This window comes from Citricoccus nitrophenolicus (assembly GCF_047305825.1).
GTDB lineage: Bacteria > Actinomycetota > Actinomycetes > Actinomycetales > Micrococcaceae > Citricoccus > Citricoccus nitrophenolicus.
In genome coordinates this window covers 3,069,687-3,086,068 of record NZ_CP063070.1, presented here as the reverse complement: position 1 = coordinate 3,086,068, position 16,382 = coordinate 3,069,687, and the positions used below count along the sequence as shown (strand labels likewise).

General features: G+C 69.3%; 13 protein-coding genes. 4 read left to right on the top strand and 9 right to left on the bottom strand.

The genetic code is table 11. The annotated features are described in order from the left end of the window. The first annotated feature begins 136 nt into the window (after positions 1-136). Positions 137-631 (top strand): DUF805 domain-containing protein, encoded by a 495-nt coding sequence (locus IMT31_RS14010; RefSeq protein ID WP_413543155.1) that lies wholly within the window; start codon positions 137-139, stop codon positions 629-631. A gap of 24 nt (positions 632-655) precedes the next feature. Here IMT31_RS14010 and IMT31_RS14005 read toward each other — a convergent pair whose 3' ends face one another. Continuing rightward, the gene (locus IMT31_RS14005; RefSeq protein WP_345358312.1) at positions 656-2,596 is read right to left on the bottom strand and encodes an aconitate hydratase; all 1,941 of its coding nucleotides are present in this window, start codon (positions 2,594-2,596) and stop codon (positions 656-658) included. Between the two features lie 61 nt (positions 2,597-2,657). Beyond that, on the bottom strand, positions 2,658-3,257 hold the full coding sequence (locus tag IMT31_RS14000) for an LURP-one-related/scramblase family protein (RefSeq protein WP_413543154.1): 600 nt from the start codon (positions 3,255-3,257) through the stop codon (positions 2,658-2,660). 156 nt (positions 3,258-3,413) lie between these two features. Between IMT31_RS14000 and IMT31_RS13995 the strand changes: the two genes are divergently transcribed. Genes IMT31_RS13995 through IMT31_RS13985 form a run of 3 tightly spaced genes read left to right on the top strand, consistent with a single transcriptional unit; the run spans position 3,414 to position 5,795 of the window. Further along, on the top strand, positions 3,414-4,613 hold the full coding sequence (locus IMT31_RS13995; RefSeq protein ID WP_413543153.1) for an LLM class flavin-dependent oxidoreductase: 1,200 nt from the start codon (positions 3,414-3,416) through the stop codon (positions 4,611-4,613). Further along, positions 4,610-5,290, top strand: a complete 681-nt coding sequence (locus tag IMT31_RS13990; RefSeq protein ID WP_413543152.1) for a CE1759 family FMN reductase — start codon at positions 4,610-4,612, stop codon at positions 5,288-5,290. Before IMT31_RS13995 ends, IMT31_RS13990 begins: the two co-directional genes overlap by 4 nt. Continuing rightward, positions 5,265-5,795 (top strand): MarR family winged helix-turn-helix transcriptional regulator, encoded by a 531-nt coding sequence (locus IMT31_RS13985; RefSeq protein WP_413543151.1) that lies wholly within the window; start codon positions 5,265-5,267, stop codon positions 5,793-5,795. The genes IMT31_RS13990 and IMT31_RS13985 overlap by 26 nt, the downstream gene beginning before the upstream one ends. On the opposite strand, the gene IMT31_RS13980 is transcribed toward IMT31_RS13985, so the two are convergent. From IMT31_RS13980 to IMT31_RS13950, 7 genes are read right to left on the bottom strand one after another with little or no spacing between them, the layout of a single operon-like run. Then, entirely contained in the window at positions 5,785-6,699 is a 915-nt protein-coding gene (locus tag IMT31_RS13980; protein WP_345358303.1) for an SseB family protein, read from the bottom strand. The genes IMT31_RS13985 and IMT31_RS13980 overlap by 11 nt on opposite strands. Beyond that, positions 6,696-7,499: a bifunctional 1-(5-phosphoribosyl)-5-((5-phosphoribosylamino)methylideneamino)imidazole-4-carboxamide isomerase/phosphoribosylanthranilate isomerase PriA gene (gene priA / locus IMT31_RS13975; RefSeq protein ID WP_413543150.1), complete on the bottom strand. Its 804-nt coding sequence runs from the start codon at positions 7,497-7,499 to the stop codon at positions 6,696-6,698. Before priA ends, IMT31_RS13980 begins: the two co-directional genes overlap by 4 nt. Before the next feature lie 58 nt (positions 7,500-7,557). After that, the gene (locus IMT31_RS13970) at positions 7,558-7,713 is read right to left on the bottom strand and encodes a hypothetical protein (RefSeq protein WP_345358297.1); all 156 of its coding nucleotides are present in this window, start codon (positions 7,711-7,713) and stop codon (positions 7,558-7,560) included. Further along, positions 7,713-8,366, bottom strand: coding sequence for an imidazole glycerol phosphate synthase subunit HisH (gene hisH / locus IMT31_RS13965; protein WP_345358294.1), 654 nt, complete (start codon positions 8,364-8,366; stop codon positions 7,713-7,715). The genes IMT31_RS13970 and hisH overlap by 1 nt, the downstream gene beginning before the upstream one ends. Further along, a complete protein-coding gene (gene hisB, locus IMT31_RS13960) occupies positions 8,366-8,983 on the bottom strand; it encodes an imidazoleglycerol-phosphate dehydratase HisB (protein WP_345358291.1) in 618 nt (205 codons plus the stop codon). Before hisB ends, hisH begins: the two co-directional genes overlap by 1 nt. 44 nt (positions 8,984-9,027) lie before the next feature. Then, positions 9,028-10,143: a histidinol-phosphate transaminase gene (locus IMT31_RS13955; protein ID WP_345358288.1), complete on the bottom strand. Its 1,116-nt coding sequence runs from the start codon at positions 10,141-10,143 to the stop codon at positions 9,028-9,030. 40 nt (positions 10,144-10,183) lie between these two features. Then, positions 10,184-16,288 carry an Ig-like domain-containing protein gene (locus tag IMT31_RS13950; protein ID WP_413543149.1) on the bottom strand — a complete coding sequence of 2,035 codons (6,105 nt, stop codon included), beginning with the start codon at positions 16,286-16,288 and terminating at the stop codon, positions 10,184-10,186. Positions 16,289-16,382 lie beyond the last annotated feature (94 nt).

The window sequence follows — 16,382 nt, the reverse complement described above, 5'->3', positions numbered from 1 at the left end:
TGCGCAATGGGTTCGCATGGGGAGTTCTCCCCATCTGAGGACCGTGGCAACGGCCCGGCCACCCCCTACTGTCTACACCGTAGTGCCTACACCGTTGACCGGGCGCCCTGCCCGGTCCCGAGGAGAACCGAGAGTCATGAGCACCAACGGCCCCATGCCCCCGCATCCCCAACAGACCGGCCAGCCGATGTACGAGCAGTACGGTCAGCAACCGGGCTTCGACTACGGCACCGAGCCCGGGACCCCGGTGGGCCCCGTGGAGGCCGTGAAGCGCTACTACGGGAAGTTCATCCATTTCACGGGCCGGGCCAGCCGGTCCGAGTACTGGTGGGTGGCCCTGTACATGTTCCTGGTCTACATGGCCGTCCTGGTCATCGGCATCGCCAGCCTGCCCACGGGCGGCTCCGAGGGCAATGACACGATGGCGGCCGCCTTCGGCCTGCTCATCTGGCTGATCGCCGTGGCCCACGCGCTCCCGACCATCGCCCTGACGGTGCGCCGTCTGCATGACGCCGGCTTCTCCGGCTGGACCTACCTCATCAACCTCATCCCCGGTGTGGGCTCCCTGATCATCCTGGTCTTCACCCTCATGCCGTCCAGCCCGGCGGGTATCCGCTTCGACCGCCGCTGACCCACCGCGGACCCAGCACCGGGATCACGTTGATCTCGCCGCCAGCGGGATGCGCCCACCGGCCAGGACCATGTCCACCTGGCGCTCCGAGAGCCGGTGGTGCACAGCCACCTCGCGCCCACCGATGCTCGCGGTCAACCGGCTGCCGTGGCGCAGGGCCTCGTGGATGCCGTCCAGTTCCACGGTGTCCCCGGCCGTGATGTGCTCCTGTTCGGCGGGATCGTCGAACTCGAGGGCCAGGATCCCGAAGTTCGCCAGGTTCTGCCAGTGGATCCGGGCAAAGGACTGCGCGATCACGGCTTTCAGTCCCAGGAAGCGTGGTGCGAGGACGGCGTGCTCGCGGGAGGAGCCCTGCCCGTAGTTGGCTCCGGCGACCACCACATGCGGCCCGGCCGCGGCGGCCCTGGCCGGATAGTCGGGATCGATCCTGGTGAAGGTGAACTCGGAGATCTTGGGGATGTTCGAGCGGAACGGCAGCACCCGGGAGCCGGCCGGCATGATCTCGTCCGTGGACACGTCATCCCCCATGACCAGCACCACCGGGGCGCTCAGCCGGTCCGCGATCGGGTCGAAGTCCGGCAGCGAGAGGATGTTCGGGCCCTTCACGAGCTCCACGTTGCGGGCCTCTTCCGGCGGCAACGGCGGCTCCAGCATCCCGTGGTTGACGGAGTACCGCTCCGGCAGAGTCGGCCGAGGCGCGCTGAGGCCGTGGGATTCCGCCAGGGTGAGCGGATCCGTGATGCGGCCGGTCAGCGCCGCGGCGGCAGCGGTCTCCGGAGAGCACAGCCACACGGCATCCTCCTCCGTGCCGGAGCGGCCGGGGAAATTGCGCGGCATGGTGCGTAGCGAGTTCCTCCCGGTGGCAGGGGCCTGCCCCATGCCGATACAGCCCATGCACCCCGACTGATGGAGTCGGGCCCCGGCGTTGATCAGCTGGGTCAGCCAACCGCCGGTGATCAGGTCGGTCAGCATCTCTCGGCTGGTGGGGTTGACGTCCACCGAGACCTGCGGATGGGTCCGCTGCCCGGCGAGGATCTCGGCCACGGCGGCAAAGTCCCGCAGCCCCGGATTGGCCGAGGAACCGACGACCACCTGGAAGACCTCCTCATCCTGCACCTCGGCCACCGGCACCACGTTGCCGGGCGAGGACGGCCGGGCGATCAGGGGCTGGAGACCGGACAGGTCTAGGTGCTCGGTGACGTCATAGGACGCACCGGGATCGGCCTCCCAGCGTTCGAACTCGTCACCGCGGCCGACGGCCTCCAGGTAGTCCCGGGCTGCGTCGTCCGCCGGGAACACCGTCGCGGTCGCCCCCAACTCCGCCCCCATGTTCGCGATGACGTGCCGGTCCATGGCCGTCAGGTTCTCCAGACCCTCGCCGTGGTACTCGATGATGCGGCCCGCGCCGCCGCTGACGCCGTGGCGGCGCAGCATCTCCAACACCACGTCCTTGGCCGAGACCCAGTCCGGCACCTCTCCGGTCAGTTCCACGCCCCAGATCTCCGGCATCGTCACGTACATCGGCTGGCCGGCCATCGCCATCGCGACGTCCAGCCCGCCGACGCCGATCGCCAGCATCCCCAGCGCGCCCGCCGCGCAGGTGTGGGAGTCGGACCCGATGAGGAGCGCACCGGGACGGCCGAAGTGAGCTTGGTGGACGGGATGCGAGACGCCGTTGCCGGCCTGCGAGAACCAGAGGCCGAAGCGCCGGGCGGCCGACTGCAGGAACAGGTGATCGTCCGGGTTCTTCTCATCCGTCTGGAGCAGGTTGTGGTCCACGTACTGCACGGACAGCTCCGTGCTGATCCGGTCCAGCCCCATGGCCTCCAGCTCCAGCATCACCATGGTGCCGGTGGCATCCTGACAGAGGGTCTGGTCGACGCGCAGCCCCACCTCGGACCCGGGCGTGACCTCGCCGCCGACCAGATGGGCATCGACGAGTTTCTGTGAGACATTGCGTGCCATCGAGCTGTCCTTCCCGGAGAGGGGGACGCCGGCCGGCCCGCCGGCGGACCTGGCACCCAGCCTAGTTGTTGCGCTCCGCCTTGTCCCGGATCAGATCCAAGGCGATCACGCTGCCGATCACGGCATGGCGCACCACCTCGGGCATGGCCGGGTCCAGGGACACCGCGTAGCGGCTGCGGCCCATCAGCGCCTTGCCCAGCCCCGCCCACTGCCGGTCCACGGTGGCCACCGCGGAGTCCCCGGCCATGAGGCTGAAACTGAATCCGGAGAGGGATCCGTCCAGACGCAGCACAGTGCCGTCCACCACGGAGATCTGCACCGAGGTGCGGAAGAAGGCGATCCGCTGCACGATCTCGGCGATGGGCTCCCCCGCCGGGCCGGTGACCCGATAGCGGTCCCGCCCGAAGGTCCTGGGATCCTGCACCTCGAAGAGCACCGTCCCGTCCAGGCCCAGGATCTCCAGCCGGCGGCTGCCACCGAAGAACCGGGAGGCCGCTGAGCCGAGGGTACGCCCCTGCGCGAGGACCTGGCCGTGCTCGTCCTCGATGGCGAAGTCATTGGAGAGGAAGCCGGTGACCTGCTGCATCACCAGCAGGTTCTGGCCGGACAGGGACGACGGCCGGTGATGCCCGCCGGCGGGCTCGTGGTTCGGTGCGGTCATGCGCCCAGTCTCCCCCGCGCCGGGGGCACGGTCCAGGAGGGCGCGCGGCCGCCGTCGGGCCCGGGAATACTCCACGGCACCCCGCCGTTGGACTGGATGATTCAAATTTGCAATACTTTCATCAAGGCCACCACCACGGCAGAGCAGGAGCAGACCATGCAGTTCGGCATCTTCACCATCGGGGACGTCACCACCGACCCCACCAACGGCACCACCCCCACCGAGCACCAACGCATCAAGGACACCGTCAAGATCGCCCAGCGCGCCGAGCAGACAGGCTTCGAGGTCTTCGCCACCGGTCAGCACCACAACCCGCCCTTCGTGGCCCCCGGCAACCCGCCCACGCTGCTGGCCTTCCTGGCCGCGCAGACCGAGAAGCTCACCCTCTCCACCGCCACCACCCTGATCACCACCATGGACCCGGTGCGCCTGGCCGAGGACTACTCCTACCTGCAGCACCTGGCTGACGGCCGGGTGGACCTGACCATGGGCCGCGGCAACACCGGCCCCGTGTACCCCTGGTTCGGCAAGGACATCCGCCAGGGCATCCCACTGGCCGTGGAGAACTACCACCTGCTCTACCGCCTGTGGCACGAGCAGAACATCGACTGGCAGGGCCGTTTCCGCACCCCGCTGCAGGACTTCACCCTGACCCCGCAGCCGCTGGACAATGTCCCACCGTTCGTGTGGCACGGCTCCATCCGCTCCGCCGAGATCGCCGAGCAGGCCGCCTACTACGGTGACGGGTTCTTCCACAACAACATCTTCTGGAACAAGGAGCACATCATCCAGATGGTGCAGCTCTACCGCCAGCGCTACGAGTACTACGGCCACGGCAAGGCCCACCAGGCCTATGTGGGCCTCGGCGGCCAGGCGTTCATGGCCAAGAACTCCCAGGACGCCGTGAAGCAGTTCCGCCCGTACTTCGACAACGCCCCGGTGTACGGCCACGGGCCGTCCCTGGAACAGTTCACCCGGATGACCCCGCTGACCGTGGGCTCCCCACAGCAGGTCATCGAGCGCACTCTCGAGTTCCGGGACTGGGTGGGTGACTACCAGCGGCAGATGTTCCTGATGGACCACGCCGGACTGCCCACCGACGTGGTGCTGGAGCAGATCGACCTCATGGGAGAGGAGGTCCTGCCGGTGCTGCGTCAGGAGTTCGCGGCCCTGAAGCCGGCCGACGTCCCCGAAGCACCCACCCACGAGTTCCTGGTGGAGCGGGCACGCCGCGGCGAGGCCCCCGTACCCGGCGGCAAGGAGGGCTCGCAGGCCTGGAAGGACGCCCAGGAGCGCGCCGCGCAGGCCGAATCCCAGGGTGCCGAGACCAAGGGCACTGAGGAGGCCGCCCGGTGAGCCACTCCCCCGAAGCCACCGACCCCTTCACGCCGCAGGCCCGCCACCTCGTGGTGGTCTCCGGCGGGCTGGGTGACCCATCCTCCTCCACCCAGCTGGCGAACCGGATGGCCACGGCCGCCGCGGACCTGCTCTCCACCGAGGGGATCGTCCCGGAGCTGCACCTCGTGGAGATCCGGCTGCTGGCCACCGAGATCGCCGAGGCCACGGTGAACACCGCCCGCTCCGAGGCGCTGCAGGCCGCCCTGGACGAGGTGGAGCAGGCCGATGCCGTCATCACCGTCTCCCCCACGTTCAAGGCCAGCTACTCGGGCCTGTTCAAGTCCTTCTGGGACCTCGTGGACAACGACGCCCTGCGCGGGGTGCCCGTGCTGCTCGGCGCCACCGGCGGCACACCACGGCACTCGTTGATGATCGACTCGGCCCTGCGTCCCCTATTCAGCTACCTGCGCACCAAGGTCCTCTCCTCCTCCGTCTTCGCCGCCTCGGACGACTGGGGCGAGGTCACCGGTGGACAGGAGTCGGCGCGCACCACGCCGCTGCAGCACCGGATCGACGCCGCCGGCGAGGACCTGGCCTCCGTGGTCGGACGGTTGCCGGCCCGCCCCCGGAGGCAGTCCGGGGAGGCCAAGCCCCTGGAGGTGATTCCCTTTGACCAGCTCCTCCGCGGATCATAGGCCCAACCTGCTCGGCGGGGGCCCCTGGTCCCGGACGGCCGCCCCGGACTTCAGCGAGGCGGCCACGTCCCGTCAGGCCTGGCGCGCCTACTTCGAGGCCACGGCCCTGTTGCAGGACCGGCTGGACCGGACACTGAAGGACGAGGTGAACCTGCACCTGGCCGACTACAACCTGCTGCTGCTGCTCTCCGAGTCGCCGGACGGTCGGCTGCGCATGGGCGAACTCGCACGGCTGATGGTCTTCTCCCCCTCCCGCGTCACCTACCAGGTCAAGACCCTGGAACAGCGCGGACTGGTGGAACGCTGCGCCTCGGCCACGGACCGGCGCGGGGCGGAGGCCGTGATCACCGACGACGGCCGGCACCTCTTCCGCAGGGCGGCGGCGCTGCATTCGCGGCAGGTCCAGGACCTGTTCCTCGATCGACTCGAGCCGGGCGAGGCCGAGACGCTGTTGCGGGTGTTCTCCCGGCTGGGGTGTGACCTGGAAGATGGCGTCAGCGGCTGACGGTGATCTCCACCGAGTCGGCCTTCTCCTTGAGGGCCGGCACCTCACCGAGGACCTGCTGCAGAGTGGCGGCCATCAGCCGTAGCCCGGCCTCGTCCTGCGCTGCGGTCATGGTGGCATCCGGGTAGGCCACGAGCCGCAACTCGGGACCGGATCCCCCACCCGGCAGCACGGTGCCGGAGGCGGTTCTCGAGGCCACTCCGGAGCCGGGAGCCAACCCGATCCTGTCCAGTCCCGGCACCAGGTCCACCACGGCGGCCAGCTCGCCGGCCAGCTCCTCGTCGGCGTAGGCGGGGGTCCAGGAGTGTTGCTGGGCCAACGCCCACACGGCGGGGCGGCGCACCACGAAGGTGCGCTCGGCGGCGGGGTCCACCACCACGAGCTCGGCGCCCTCGTCCACGGCGGACAGGCAGGCGCGCGGCATCCACGTGGCCACGGGCCGGGCCTGCGGGTGCCATGCGGTCAGCGCCGGCACGTTGGTGAAGACCGGTAGGGCGGTGCGGCCATCCGGGGCCGTCAACGTCACGATCGCGACGTCGGCCTCCTTGTCGCCGCCGTGCTCGTCATGTTCCGCCACGGTCGGCACCACGGCGGCGAACACCCGCATCCGGGACAGCGTGTCCACCACCGCGGGTTCGCCCGCTTCACCCGCAGCCAGCCGGTCCAGCACCGGATCCCATGCAGGGTCAGCCGTGCCGTCGTCCGTGTCGAAGGCGTGCAACGGATTCGCCGAGCCGTCGACCCCGCCGCCGGAGAGGTCCCGGCCCTCCCAGGCGACGCCCGCCGTGTCTGCCGGCCGGCCGGCGTCGTCCCAGTGTTGTTGTGGCGGTTGACGTTCCAGGTTGCGGTTGATGGCCGCCTGGATGTGCCCGGGGAGGTGCCGCCCGGCATCATCACCGGTCACGGGGCGGGGTGCTCCGCCACCGCCTGCTCGATGCTCACTCCACCGGCCACGGCCAGGGCCTGCTCGAGGGTGAAGCGCCCGGCGTAGAGGGCCTTGCCCATGATGGCCCCCTCCACGCCTGCTCCCGGGCCAGCAGTCCCCACGCCGACCATCGCATACAGCGCGGCGATGTCCTCCAGGGAGGAGATGCCGCCGGAGGCGATCACCGGCTTGGACGTCTTGGTGGCGACCTCGGCCAGCAGCTCGGTGTTCGGTCCCTTCAGGGTGCCGTCCTTGGTGACGTCCGTGACCACGTAGCGGGGGCAGCCGGCCTCCTCGAGGCGGGCCAGCACCTCCCAGAGGTCCCCGCCCTCCTTCGTCCAGCCGCGGGCGGCCAGCGTGGTGCCGCGCACGTCCAGGCCGACGGCGATCTGATCACCGAAGCGCTCGATGACCCGCGCCGTCCACTCGGGATCCTCCAGTGCGGCGGTGCCCAGGTTCACGCGGGTGGCACCCATCGCCAACGCGTTCTCCAGCGAGGCATCGTCCCGGATGCCACCGGAGAGCTCGATCTTCACGCCCAGCTCGGTGACCACACGGGACATGACCTCACGGTTGTCCCCGCGGCCGAAGGCGGCGTCCAGGTCCACGAGGTGGATCCACTCGGCGCCGGCCTGCTGCCACGCCAGTGCGGCCTCCAGCGGGTCACCGTACGAGGTGGCGGAGCCGGCCTCGCCCTGGACGAGGCGCACGGCCTGGCCGTCCTGGACGTCCACGGCGGGCAGCAGCTCAAGCCTCTTCGGCTGGGAATCGACGGTCATGCGGGTTCCTCTCGGGAGGTCGGGGAGGTCATTCTGAGAAAATTGAGAAATCTGGGAATCAGGGGACCAGCAGGATGCCGGCCAGGATGGCCAGCGCGGCGCAGACCACGAAGCCGATCTGGAGCCAGACGGGGAATTCCTGCTTGCGCAGCGAGTAGGCGCCGCCGAGCAGCAGGCCGCCGAGGGCGATCAGCAGGGTGGTCCAGTACGGCATTACAGGGTCTCCAGCCAGTTGCTGAGCAGTTGCATCCCGGCGTCCCCGGACTTCTCCGGGTGGAACTGGGTGGCGGCCAGGGGTCCGTTCTCCACGGCGGCGACGAAGTCCGCCCCGTGGTGGGACCAGGTGACCCGCGGCGGATTCATGGCCTGGTGCGTCTGATCGAAGGTCCAGTCCAGCACGCCGTAGGAGTGCACAAAGTAGAAGCGCTCATCCTCGATCCCCCGGAACAACTGGCTGCCGGCCGCCGGGCGGACGGTGTTCCAGCCCATGTGCGGGACGATCTTCGCCGGCAGGGCCTCCACCAGGCCCGGCCACTCGGACATTCCCGAGGTGCGCACACCGTGCTCCACTCCGGCATCGAAGAGGATCTGGTGGCCCACACAGATCCCGAGCACGGGCCGCCCGCCGGCCACCCGGCGGCCGATCCAGCGGGTCGCGCCGATCCGCTGCAGGGCGGCCATCACGGAGGCGAAGGCACCCACACCGGGGACCACGAGCCCGTCAGCGTTCATGATGGCGTCCGCGTCCGCGGTCAGCTCTGCGTCCGCTCCAGCGCGCTGCAGGGCACGGACGGCGGAGTGGGTGTTGCCGGAGCCGTAGTCCAGGACGGCGACGGTGGGGCGGGACCGCCCGGCCGCTCCTGCCATCAGAGCGCGCCCTTGGTGGACGGCACACCGGTCACTCGGGGATCGTCCTCCACCGCGGCGCGCAGGGCGCGGGCAAAGGCCTTGAACTGGGACTCCACGATGTGGTGCGGGTCCCGGCCACGGACCACGTCCATGTGCAGACAGATGGAGGCGTGGTAGGTGATGGCCTCGAAGACGTGGCGCGTCATGGAGCCCGTGAAGTGCCCACCGATCAGGTGGTACTGCTGGCCCTCGGGTTCACCCTCGTGGACCAGGTACGGCCGGCCCGAGACGTCGACGACGGCGCGCGCCAGCGCCTCGTCCAGCGGCACCGAGGCCTCGCCGAACCGGCGGATGCCCGCCTTGTCCCCCAGTGCCGTCTTCAGGACCTCGCCGATCGAGATCGCGACGTCCTCCACCGTGTGGTGCACGTCGATGTGGGTGTCCCCCGTGGCGCGCACCGTCAGGTCGATCTGGGAGTGCTTGGACAGGGCGGTGAGCATGTGGTCGTAGAACGGCACGCCCGTGGTGATCTCCGAGGTCCCGGTCCCGTCCAGGTCCATCTCGATGTAGACGTCGGACTCCGAGGTGGTCCGCTGCATCTTGGCCTTCCGGCCGGAGATCAGCTCTGCGCCCATGGTGGTTCAGCTCCTTAGCTGTGGTGACGACTCGGTGGTCCAGTCTATCGGCCCAGCACGTCGACCATGGCCTCGAGGAACGCCGTGGTCTCCGCCTCCGTCCCGGCGGTGACCCGCAGGTGGTGGGCGATCCCCACGTCACGCACCAGCACCCCACGGTCCAACAGCCCCTGCCAGGTGGCGTGGGCGTCCTCGAGTCCGCCGAAGAACACGAAGTTCGAGTCCGAGACGGCCGGACTCAGTCCCAGGCCGCGCAGTCCGTCCACGATCCGGTCCCGCTGGGCCTTGATGTCCTCCACGGTCTCCAACAGGACGTCATAGTGCTGCAGTGCCGCGTTGGCGGTGGCCTGCGAGACGGCGGAGAGGTGGTAGGGCAGCCGCACCAGACGCAGGGCGTCGGTGACCTCGGGGGCAGCGGCGAGATATCCCAACCGGGCGCCGGCCAGGGCGAAGGCCTTGGACATGGTGCGGGTGACCACCAGGCGGGGGCGGCCGGGCAGCAACGAGAGGGCGGATCGGGTGCCGTCCAGGGCGAACTCCGCGTAGGCCTCGTCCACGATCACCATCCCCTGATGGGCCTCGGTGGCCTGGTAGACCGCCTCGACCACATCCAGTCCCAGGGCCGTGCCGGTGGGGTTGTTCGGCGAGCACAACAGCACCAGGTTCGGACGGTGCTCCGCGACCTGGGCCGCGGCGGACTCCGCTGTCAGGGAGAAGTCCTCACCCCGCTGCCCGGCCAGGTAGGCGGTGTCCGTACCGGCGGCCAGCAACGGGTACATCGAGTAGGTGGGCGGGAACCCCATCACGGTGCGCCCGGGGCCACCGAAGGCCTGCAGCAGCTGCTGGAGGATCTCGTTGGAGCCGTTGGCGGCCCACAACTGTGTCTCGGAGAGCCCGTGCCCCAGGTATTCGGCCAGGCGCTGGCGCAGCTCGGTGAACTCCCGGTCCGGGTAACGGTTGAGGGACCCGGCGGCCTCCGTCACCGAGGCGGAGATGGCCTGCACCACCTCGTCCGGCACCGGATGCGTGTTCTCGTTCGTGTTCAGGGCGATGGGCACGTCCAACTGAGGTGCTCCGTAGGGGCTCAGCCCCCGCAGGTTCTCGCGCAGGGGCAGGGCCGCCAGGGCCTCAGGGGACGAGATGGTATCCGCGGTGCTCACCGGCCCATTCTAGAGGCAGCACACCGCCCCCATCGGCGGGTTACCAGGGCGCAGTGAGCGTGTTCGTGGACTGCGAGCCGTCAATCACGATCTTGGCCGTGGTCAATCGGTCCGAGATGATGCAGGCATCCGGGAACCCGTCGAACGAGCCGTCGGCATCGGTCCGGATCGTCGCAGTGTTCCACACGACCGTGCGCCCGGCACCGCTGGGGTGCCCCGGGGCGGTCGTCCCCACACATTCGATGCCGTGGCTGCTGTTCGGCTCGAAATGGTCAAGGATGAGCCTCGAGAGATGGCAGTTCGTGTAGAGGTTCTCCTCCGCATCGGGCTCCGCACAGTGCCCGGTCGTGTTGGCCTCCGCCCCGAGCTGAATACTGGCCGTGGGATCGGGGATCCGCAGCGAGGTGGCCGACTCCGTCACGGTCTCGCACGTGGAGGTCCCGGTGACGCAGACCTGGATGATCATCGTGTACTTGGTGGCGGCACGGGTCCGCGGACTCGCGTACGAGCCGCTGTTGCTCACCGTGGAGGAGTTGACCTTCGGCGTGACCGTGACGGAGCGGCCATTGCCGATGGTCGAGGCGTTGGTGGGACTCCAGGTGAATTTCACGGTGCCCTCCTGCGCAGAGGACTTGATGTCGGGCATGTTCAGCGGCCCGTAGGCGACCTTCGTGGCCACCGTCTGAGAGGTTCCCTCGCCAGCGGCGTTCGTGGCCCGCACCGTGAGTTGGTAGCTGTTGCCATTGGCCGGCACGGTGATGGTGTCCGAGGTCGAGGTACCGAGAGAGGACCACCCGCCGCCGAGGTTGTACTGGTAGGACACCGGCGAACCGTTGCTGGCCGCCCCGGAGAAGGAGATGTCCAGCTGACGGTTGGACCCTGTGGCCTTCGTGGTGAGACCGCTGATCGCGCCAGGCCGCCCGTAGGGCGTCACGGTGGCGGAGCGGCCCGACGACGGCGAGTCACCCTTGGCGTTCGTCGCCACCACGGAGAAGGCGTAGGCCGTGGACTTGTTCAGCCCGGACCAGTTCAGGGAGGTACTGCCCGGGGACACGGAGCGGGTCGCGGTGGTTCCGCCGCCATGGGCCGTCACGGTGTAGTTCTTCAGGGCAGCACCGTTGTCATCCGCCGCGGCCCAGGACACCCGCACCACCCCGCCGTCGACCGTCGACTCGTCGCGGACAGCGCTCGGGGTGCCGGGGGTCAGGGGCTTGCCGGCCGGCGTCGCCGCCACAGACCAACCGGACCACTCGGAGGGTTCATCGGCCTGGTTCACGGCCTGGACGCGGAACTGGTAGGACATGCCGTTGGTCAGTCCGTCCCAGGTCAGGGACGTTCCGGACCCGGCCGAGCGCAGGCTACCGCCGGCCGGCGCGGGGGTCATCTGCACGCGGTAGTCGGAGATCGCCGAGCCGCGGTTCTCCGGCGGCGTCCACTGCAGCGCCACCGTGCCGTCCTCGGCCGTCGCGGTGGGCGGGGCCGGTTGCTCCGGCCGCACGTCCGGGATGGCGGGTGCGGAACGGGAGGATGGATCCGACTCCCCCACGGCGTTGGTGGCCGTGACCGAGAACCGGTGCTCCACAGCGTTTGTCAGGCCCGTGATGGAGCACGCCGTCGTGGCACAGTCCTGGGTCCGGCCGGTGGTGCTGTCCGTGACGGTGTACCCGGTGATGGGGTCCCCGTTGTCCGGCGGCGCGGCCCAGGACAGTTCCACCGTCTGGTCCCCCACGGACTCGATCCGAGGGACCCCGGGGACTCCGGGGCGGCCCTTCACCACAACGGTGATGTTGCCCTGGACCTCGCGGCTGGGATCGTCGGTGATGTCCTGGATGGTGTAGGAGACCTGCATCCGGCCCGAGAAGTCCGCGCCCGGGGTGACGGTCACCGCCGTGCCGTCGGTGGTGGCCGCGCCCTCGCCGGTGGTCACCTGTGCGCCGGTCACCGTCAACGGCCCCTCTCCCTCGAAGGGGTTGACATCGTTCTCCAGGACCTGCACGGTCACCGGCTCACCGGACCGGGCGTCCGGGACGGAATCGTCCAAGGCACGCGGCAGCTCACGGGAGGTGCCCACGATGTCCACGGTGATCTGGGCCGAGACGGGATCCGCCTCGCCATCATCCACCGAGAAGGCCACCGTTCCGGTGGTTCCGCGCTCCGCATTGGTGGAGGGCGTGACAGTCAGTTCCGTGCCCTGCAGGTCGGCCGCGAGCTCGCCCCCCACCTCACCGCGGGTGAATGTCAACTGGTCCCCGTCCGGGTCCGAGGCCAGCGGAGCCAGATCCAGGGTGACCGCGTCCCCGCCCTGCTCGACCTGCATGGAGCTGGACCGCACCGACGGCGGGTTGTTCTCATCGGGGCGCGGTTCCACCTGAATGGGGATGGACAGGGTGGAGACCAGGCCGTTGGGGTCAGAGCCACTCTCCCCGTCCGTGACGGTGACGCTGACCGAGGCGCCCCCGGCGTAGTCGGCCGGCGCCGTGAACCGGACCTCCGTGGCGGAGGAGACCGTGAAGGCAGCTGCGGCCGGGCTGGCCGAAGCGGCGGAGTCGCCCGTGAGACGGGGCGCACGGTCCTCACGCACTCCGATGTGTTCCGTGAGATCGACCCGCAGTTCCTCACCGGCCACGATCCGCAGCGGCTCACTGGTGGTCAGCCACGGAGCACGATGGTCGTTGCCGGGCACGAACACGAAGGCCCTGCCGACGCCGCCATCGATGTCCGTGACGGTGTACATGACCACCTGCGCGGCGTCCTGAACCGGGATGACCACGTTCATGCCGTCCACCCGGGCCCCGGCCGCCATGGCCGCCTCCTCGAGTCCCAGCTCCAGGTCCTCCACGTCGCCGTCCGGGTCCTCGTCATTGTCCAGCACCGAGACCGAGACCTGGTCCCGGCCGCTGATCTCCTCAGCCCCGACGAGGTCGTCTCGGGCAATCGGGGGCATCAGGGGAGCCTGATCGTCGACCCTGACCGCGAGGTTCGCGGTGTCCGTGGCACCGGAGGGATCCGTGATCGTGTAGCCGATATTGAGGTATCCCTCGGTCTCCGGGGCCACCACGCGGACGCGCCCGTCCACGATGTCCACCGGCACCTCCGGCATGTTGGAGGTGAATCGGTCCTTGACCAACGTCACCTCATCCCCATCAGGGTCAGCATCATTGGCCAGCACGTTCGTGGTGAAGGTCCGGCCGGTCCGCACCTCAACAGAATCGTCCAGTGCCACCGGAGGGTGGTTCGTATTGAGTGGTTGGGCGATGCCGATGGTCACGGTGCCCGTGGCCTGGGCCCCCAGACGGTCGGTCACGGCATAGGTGAAGGTGTCCGAGCCGGTGGCAGCCTCCGAGGCAGAGTAGATCAGCTGCCCCTTCTCCATCCGGACGGCCCCCTGGGTTGGCGGAGACTGAACTCCCTGCAGCGTCACCGAGTCCCCGTCGGGGTCGATCCCGTCCAGCGGGATGGGCACCACCACGGATTCGCCGGCCAGCGCGCGGGCGGAGACGGAGGTCGGCACCGGCGGGTTGTTCCCAGCGCGGTCCATCGGGGTCACGGTGATGTCCACGGAGGCCGAGGCCTCCTGCCCGTCCGGGGCTCTCACCGTGTAGGCGAGGGTGCTTCGTCCCGGCTCGCTACCGGCACGGAAGCGGACCTTGCCGTCGGAGACGAATCCGAACCCCCGCCCCTCCGCCGCCTGGCGGTCCAGCTCCGGGTCTAGCGTGAGCTCCTCCTGGTTCGGGTGCGAATCATTGGCCAGGACATCGATGGTCACCACGTCGCCCACGCGCACCGAGGCGGTGTCTGCCACGGCCACCGGAGGCTGCATGACCTCCGGTTCGGGCAAGGGGATGACGGTCACCTCGCCCTCGGATGTCCCCTCGGCGTTGGACACCAGATAGGTGAACGTGGCGGGGCCGGTCAGTCCCCCGGCGTCCACCACCCGTATGTGGTTGAGATCCTCGACGGCCATCTTCAGGGGTGCCGGGCCACCGGACTCGGCGGTCGCGTCCCCGACGCCCTGCACCACGAGGACGCCACCGCTGGGATCGGTGTCATTTCCCAGGACATTGACCAGGGTCTCCCCGCCGGCGGGGAGGAGGGCGATGTCCCGCACGGCCACCGGCAACCCGGCACCGTCCTCCGGCTCCACCACGTCAACGCGGATGAGTCCGGGGGCCGAGTCATAGTCATTGGCGGCGAGGTACTCCACGTAGTAGGTACCGGGCGTCTCCGAGTACCACGTCACCGTGCCGCCGGCCGTGGAGTAGTCCAGTTCCGCGTTCGCGGCGGCACCCACGTGGGCCAGCCTGAGCTGCCCGCCGAGTGGATCCGTGTCGTTCTCCAGGGGCGAGAACGTGATGTCCTGTCCGGCCTGCACGGTGACGTGGTCTGCCTGGGTGATGGGCGGATGGACGGATCCCCTCTCGAGGACCTCGATCTGGATCTTCCCCTCGGTGGACTCACGACCGTCAGAGACGGAGATGGCGACTTCCTTCCGACCTGGTTCTCCCGTGTTGTCCTGGAAGGTCAGGTGCCCGTCCGGCCGGATCCGCACCGAGTCCGGTTCCTCCACCAGAGCGCCCACCAGTTGGAGGTCATCACCGTCCGGGTCGATCCAGTCCGTCAGGACCTGACTCGACACGGACTCACCGGCCGGCACCCGCAACACCGGGATGCGCTCCTGCTTCGGTGCGGTGTTCTCACTGTCCGGAACCACTCGCAGCGAGACCCGGGCGGAGTCGGTGCCACCACGACCGTCGTCCGCCAGGTACGTCACCTGGGCCCGACCGCTGGCCGATTCGGGTACGACGATCTGCAGCCCCACCCCGTCAATGATCTCCTGCACCGTGCCCACGGAAGGCTGCTCACTGTCCAATGAGGCGGTCAGGACATCCCCGTCCGGATCGGAGTCGTTGAAGAGGACCGGAAGCTGGGTGGTGCGCCCAGGACGGACTCCGAAGCTGTCATCCACGGCCACGGGCGGTCGGTTCTCCTCCTGCCGTTCGGGCAGGGCCGTCTGTTGGGTGACCTCATCGGACTCCTCCTCTTCCTCCTCGCCCTCCCCCTTCGGCGGCTCGAGATCATCCCAGTTGGACACGACCTTCATCTGGTCCAGGACCATCCAGGACGTGCCGGAGTCGGTGTCGTTGAGTACCACCTGGCTTCGGTTCACCCGGAAGACCAGGTTCGACCCGCCGGTCAGATCTGGAATCGGGACGATCTGGTCCTGCCCCTCCCCGGGGCAGTCCTGCAGGTAGTGGCCGGTCACAGCTGATGCCGCGTGCACACAATCCCCCACCCGCACTGGCGCCGTGGCCCCGGACTCAGCCGAGGAGCCCGCCGGGGTGGTGGACCCTGCGGAGGGATCCTCCGGAGGCACCAGGGGCAGGGAACTGACCTGGCCATCGGACAGGTCCACGGCCAGCAGCTCCCGCGGCGTGGACAGGGCGATCTCGCCCGACTGGGGCCCGGACGGCTGGGGCACCGCGCCCAGCAGCCTGTCGTCCTGCACCGAACGGTCGGCCCAGCTCACGGTCCCCGACCCGGCGTCCACGACCACTGCGCGGTCCCCTACGGCCACGAGCAGGGGTTCGGCCAACTCTGCCAGGCCATCCAGGCCATCTCGGCCCATCTCCACGAATCCCGACGACGGCTCGGCCCCCTCAGCGCCGAATCGCACGATCTCATCGGCCGCCAGATCGGCCACCAGCACCTGACCGGACAGCGTGGTGGTCGAGGCGACCCCGCCCTCGGCCTCGTACAGCGGCTCTTCGGTCGAGAACTGCGGTGCAGGGTCCGCGGTGCCCGCGAAGACCGTTCCCTCCTCGGGATTGTTGGCTGAGATGACGCCGCCGCCCAGACTGAAGTCCTGGGCTGCAGGCATCATCACCTGGTCACCGGCGGCCATCGCAGCCGTGTCGATACCGGTGAGCGCCCCGGAGGCGGGATCCAGCATCAGGGCGGCGGCGCCCTCCTGGTGGAGCTGAAAATCCTCGACCGGGGGGCGGAAGCCACCGTCCAGGATCTGGGATTCATGGTTCAGGTGGCCGACGTAGCCGCCACTGCCCTGCGTGACCCAGATCCCCGCATCGTGCAGGTCGAGGTCAGCGGTGTCGAACCCGGGGTAGAGGAAGGCACCAGTGGCAACCACGGCGCCGACCGCAGAGAAGGCGACGGGTGCAGTCGCCCGTTTGACGCGCCGCCGATCAATCCCCATCTGTCCCCTGTCACCACCGAGCTCCGTC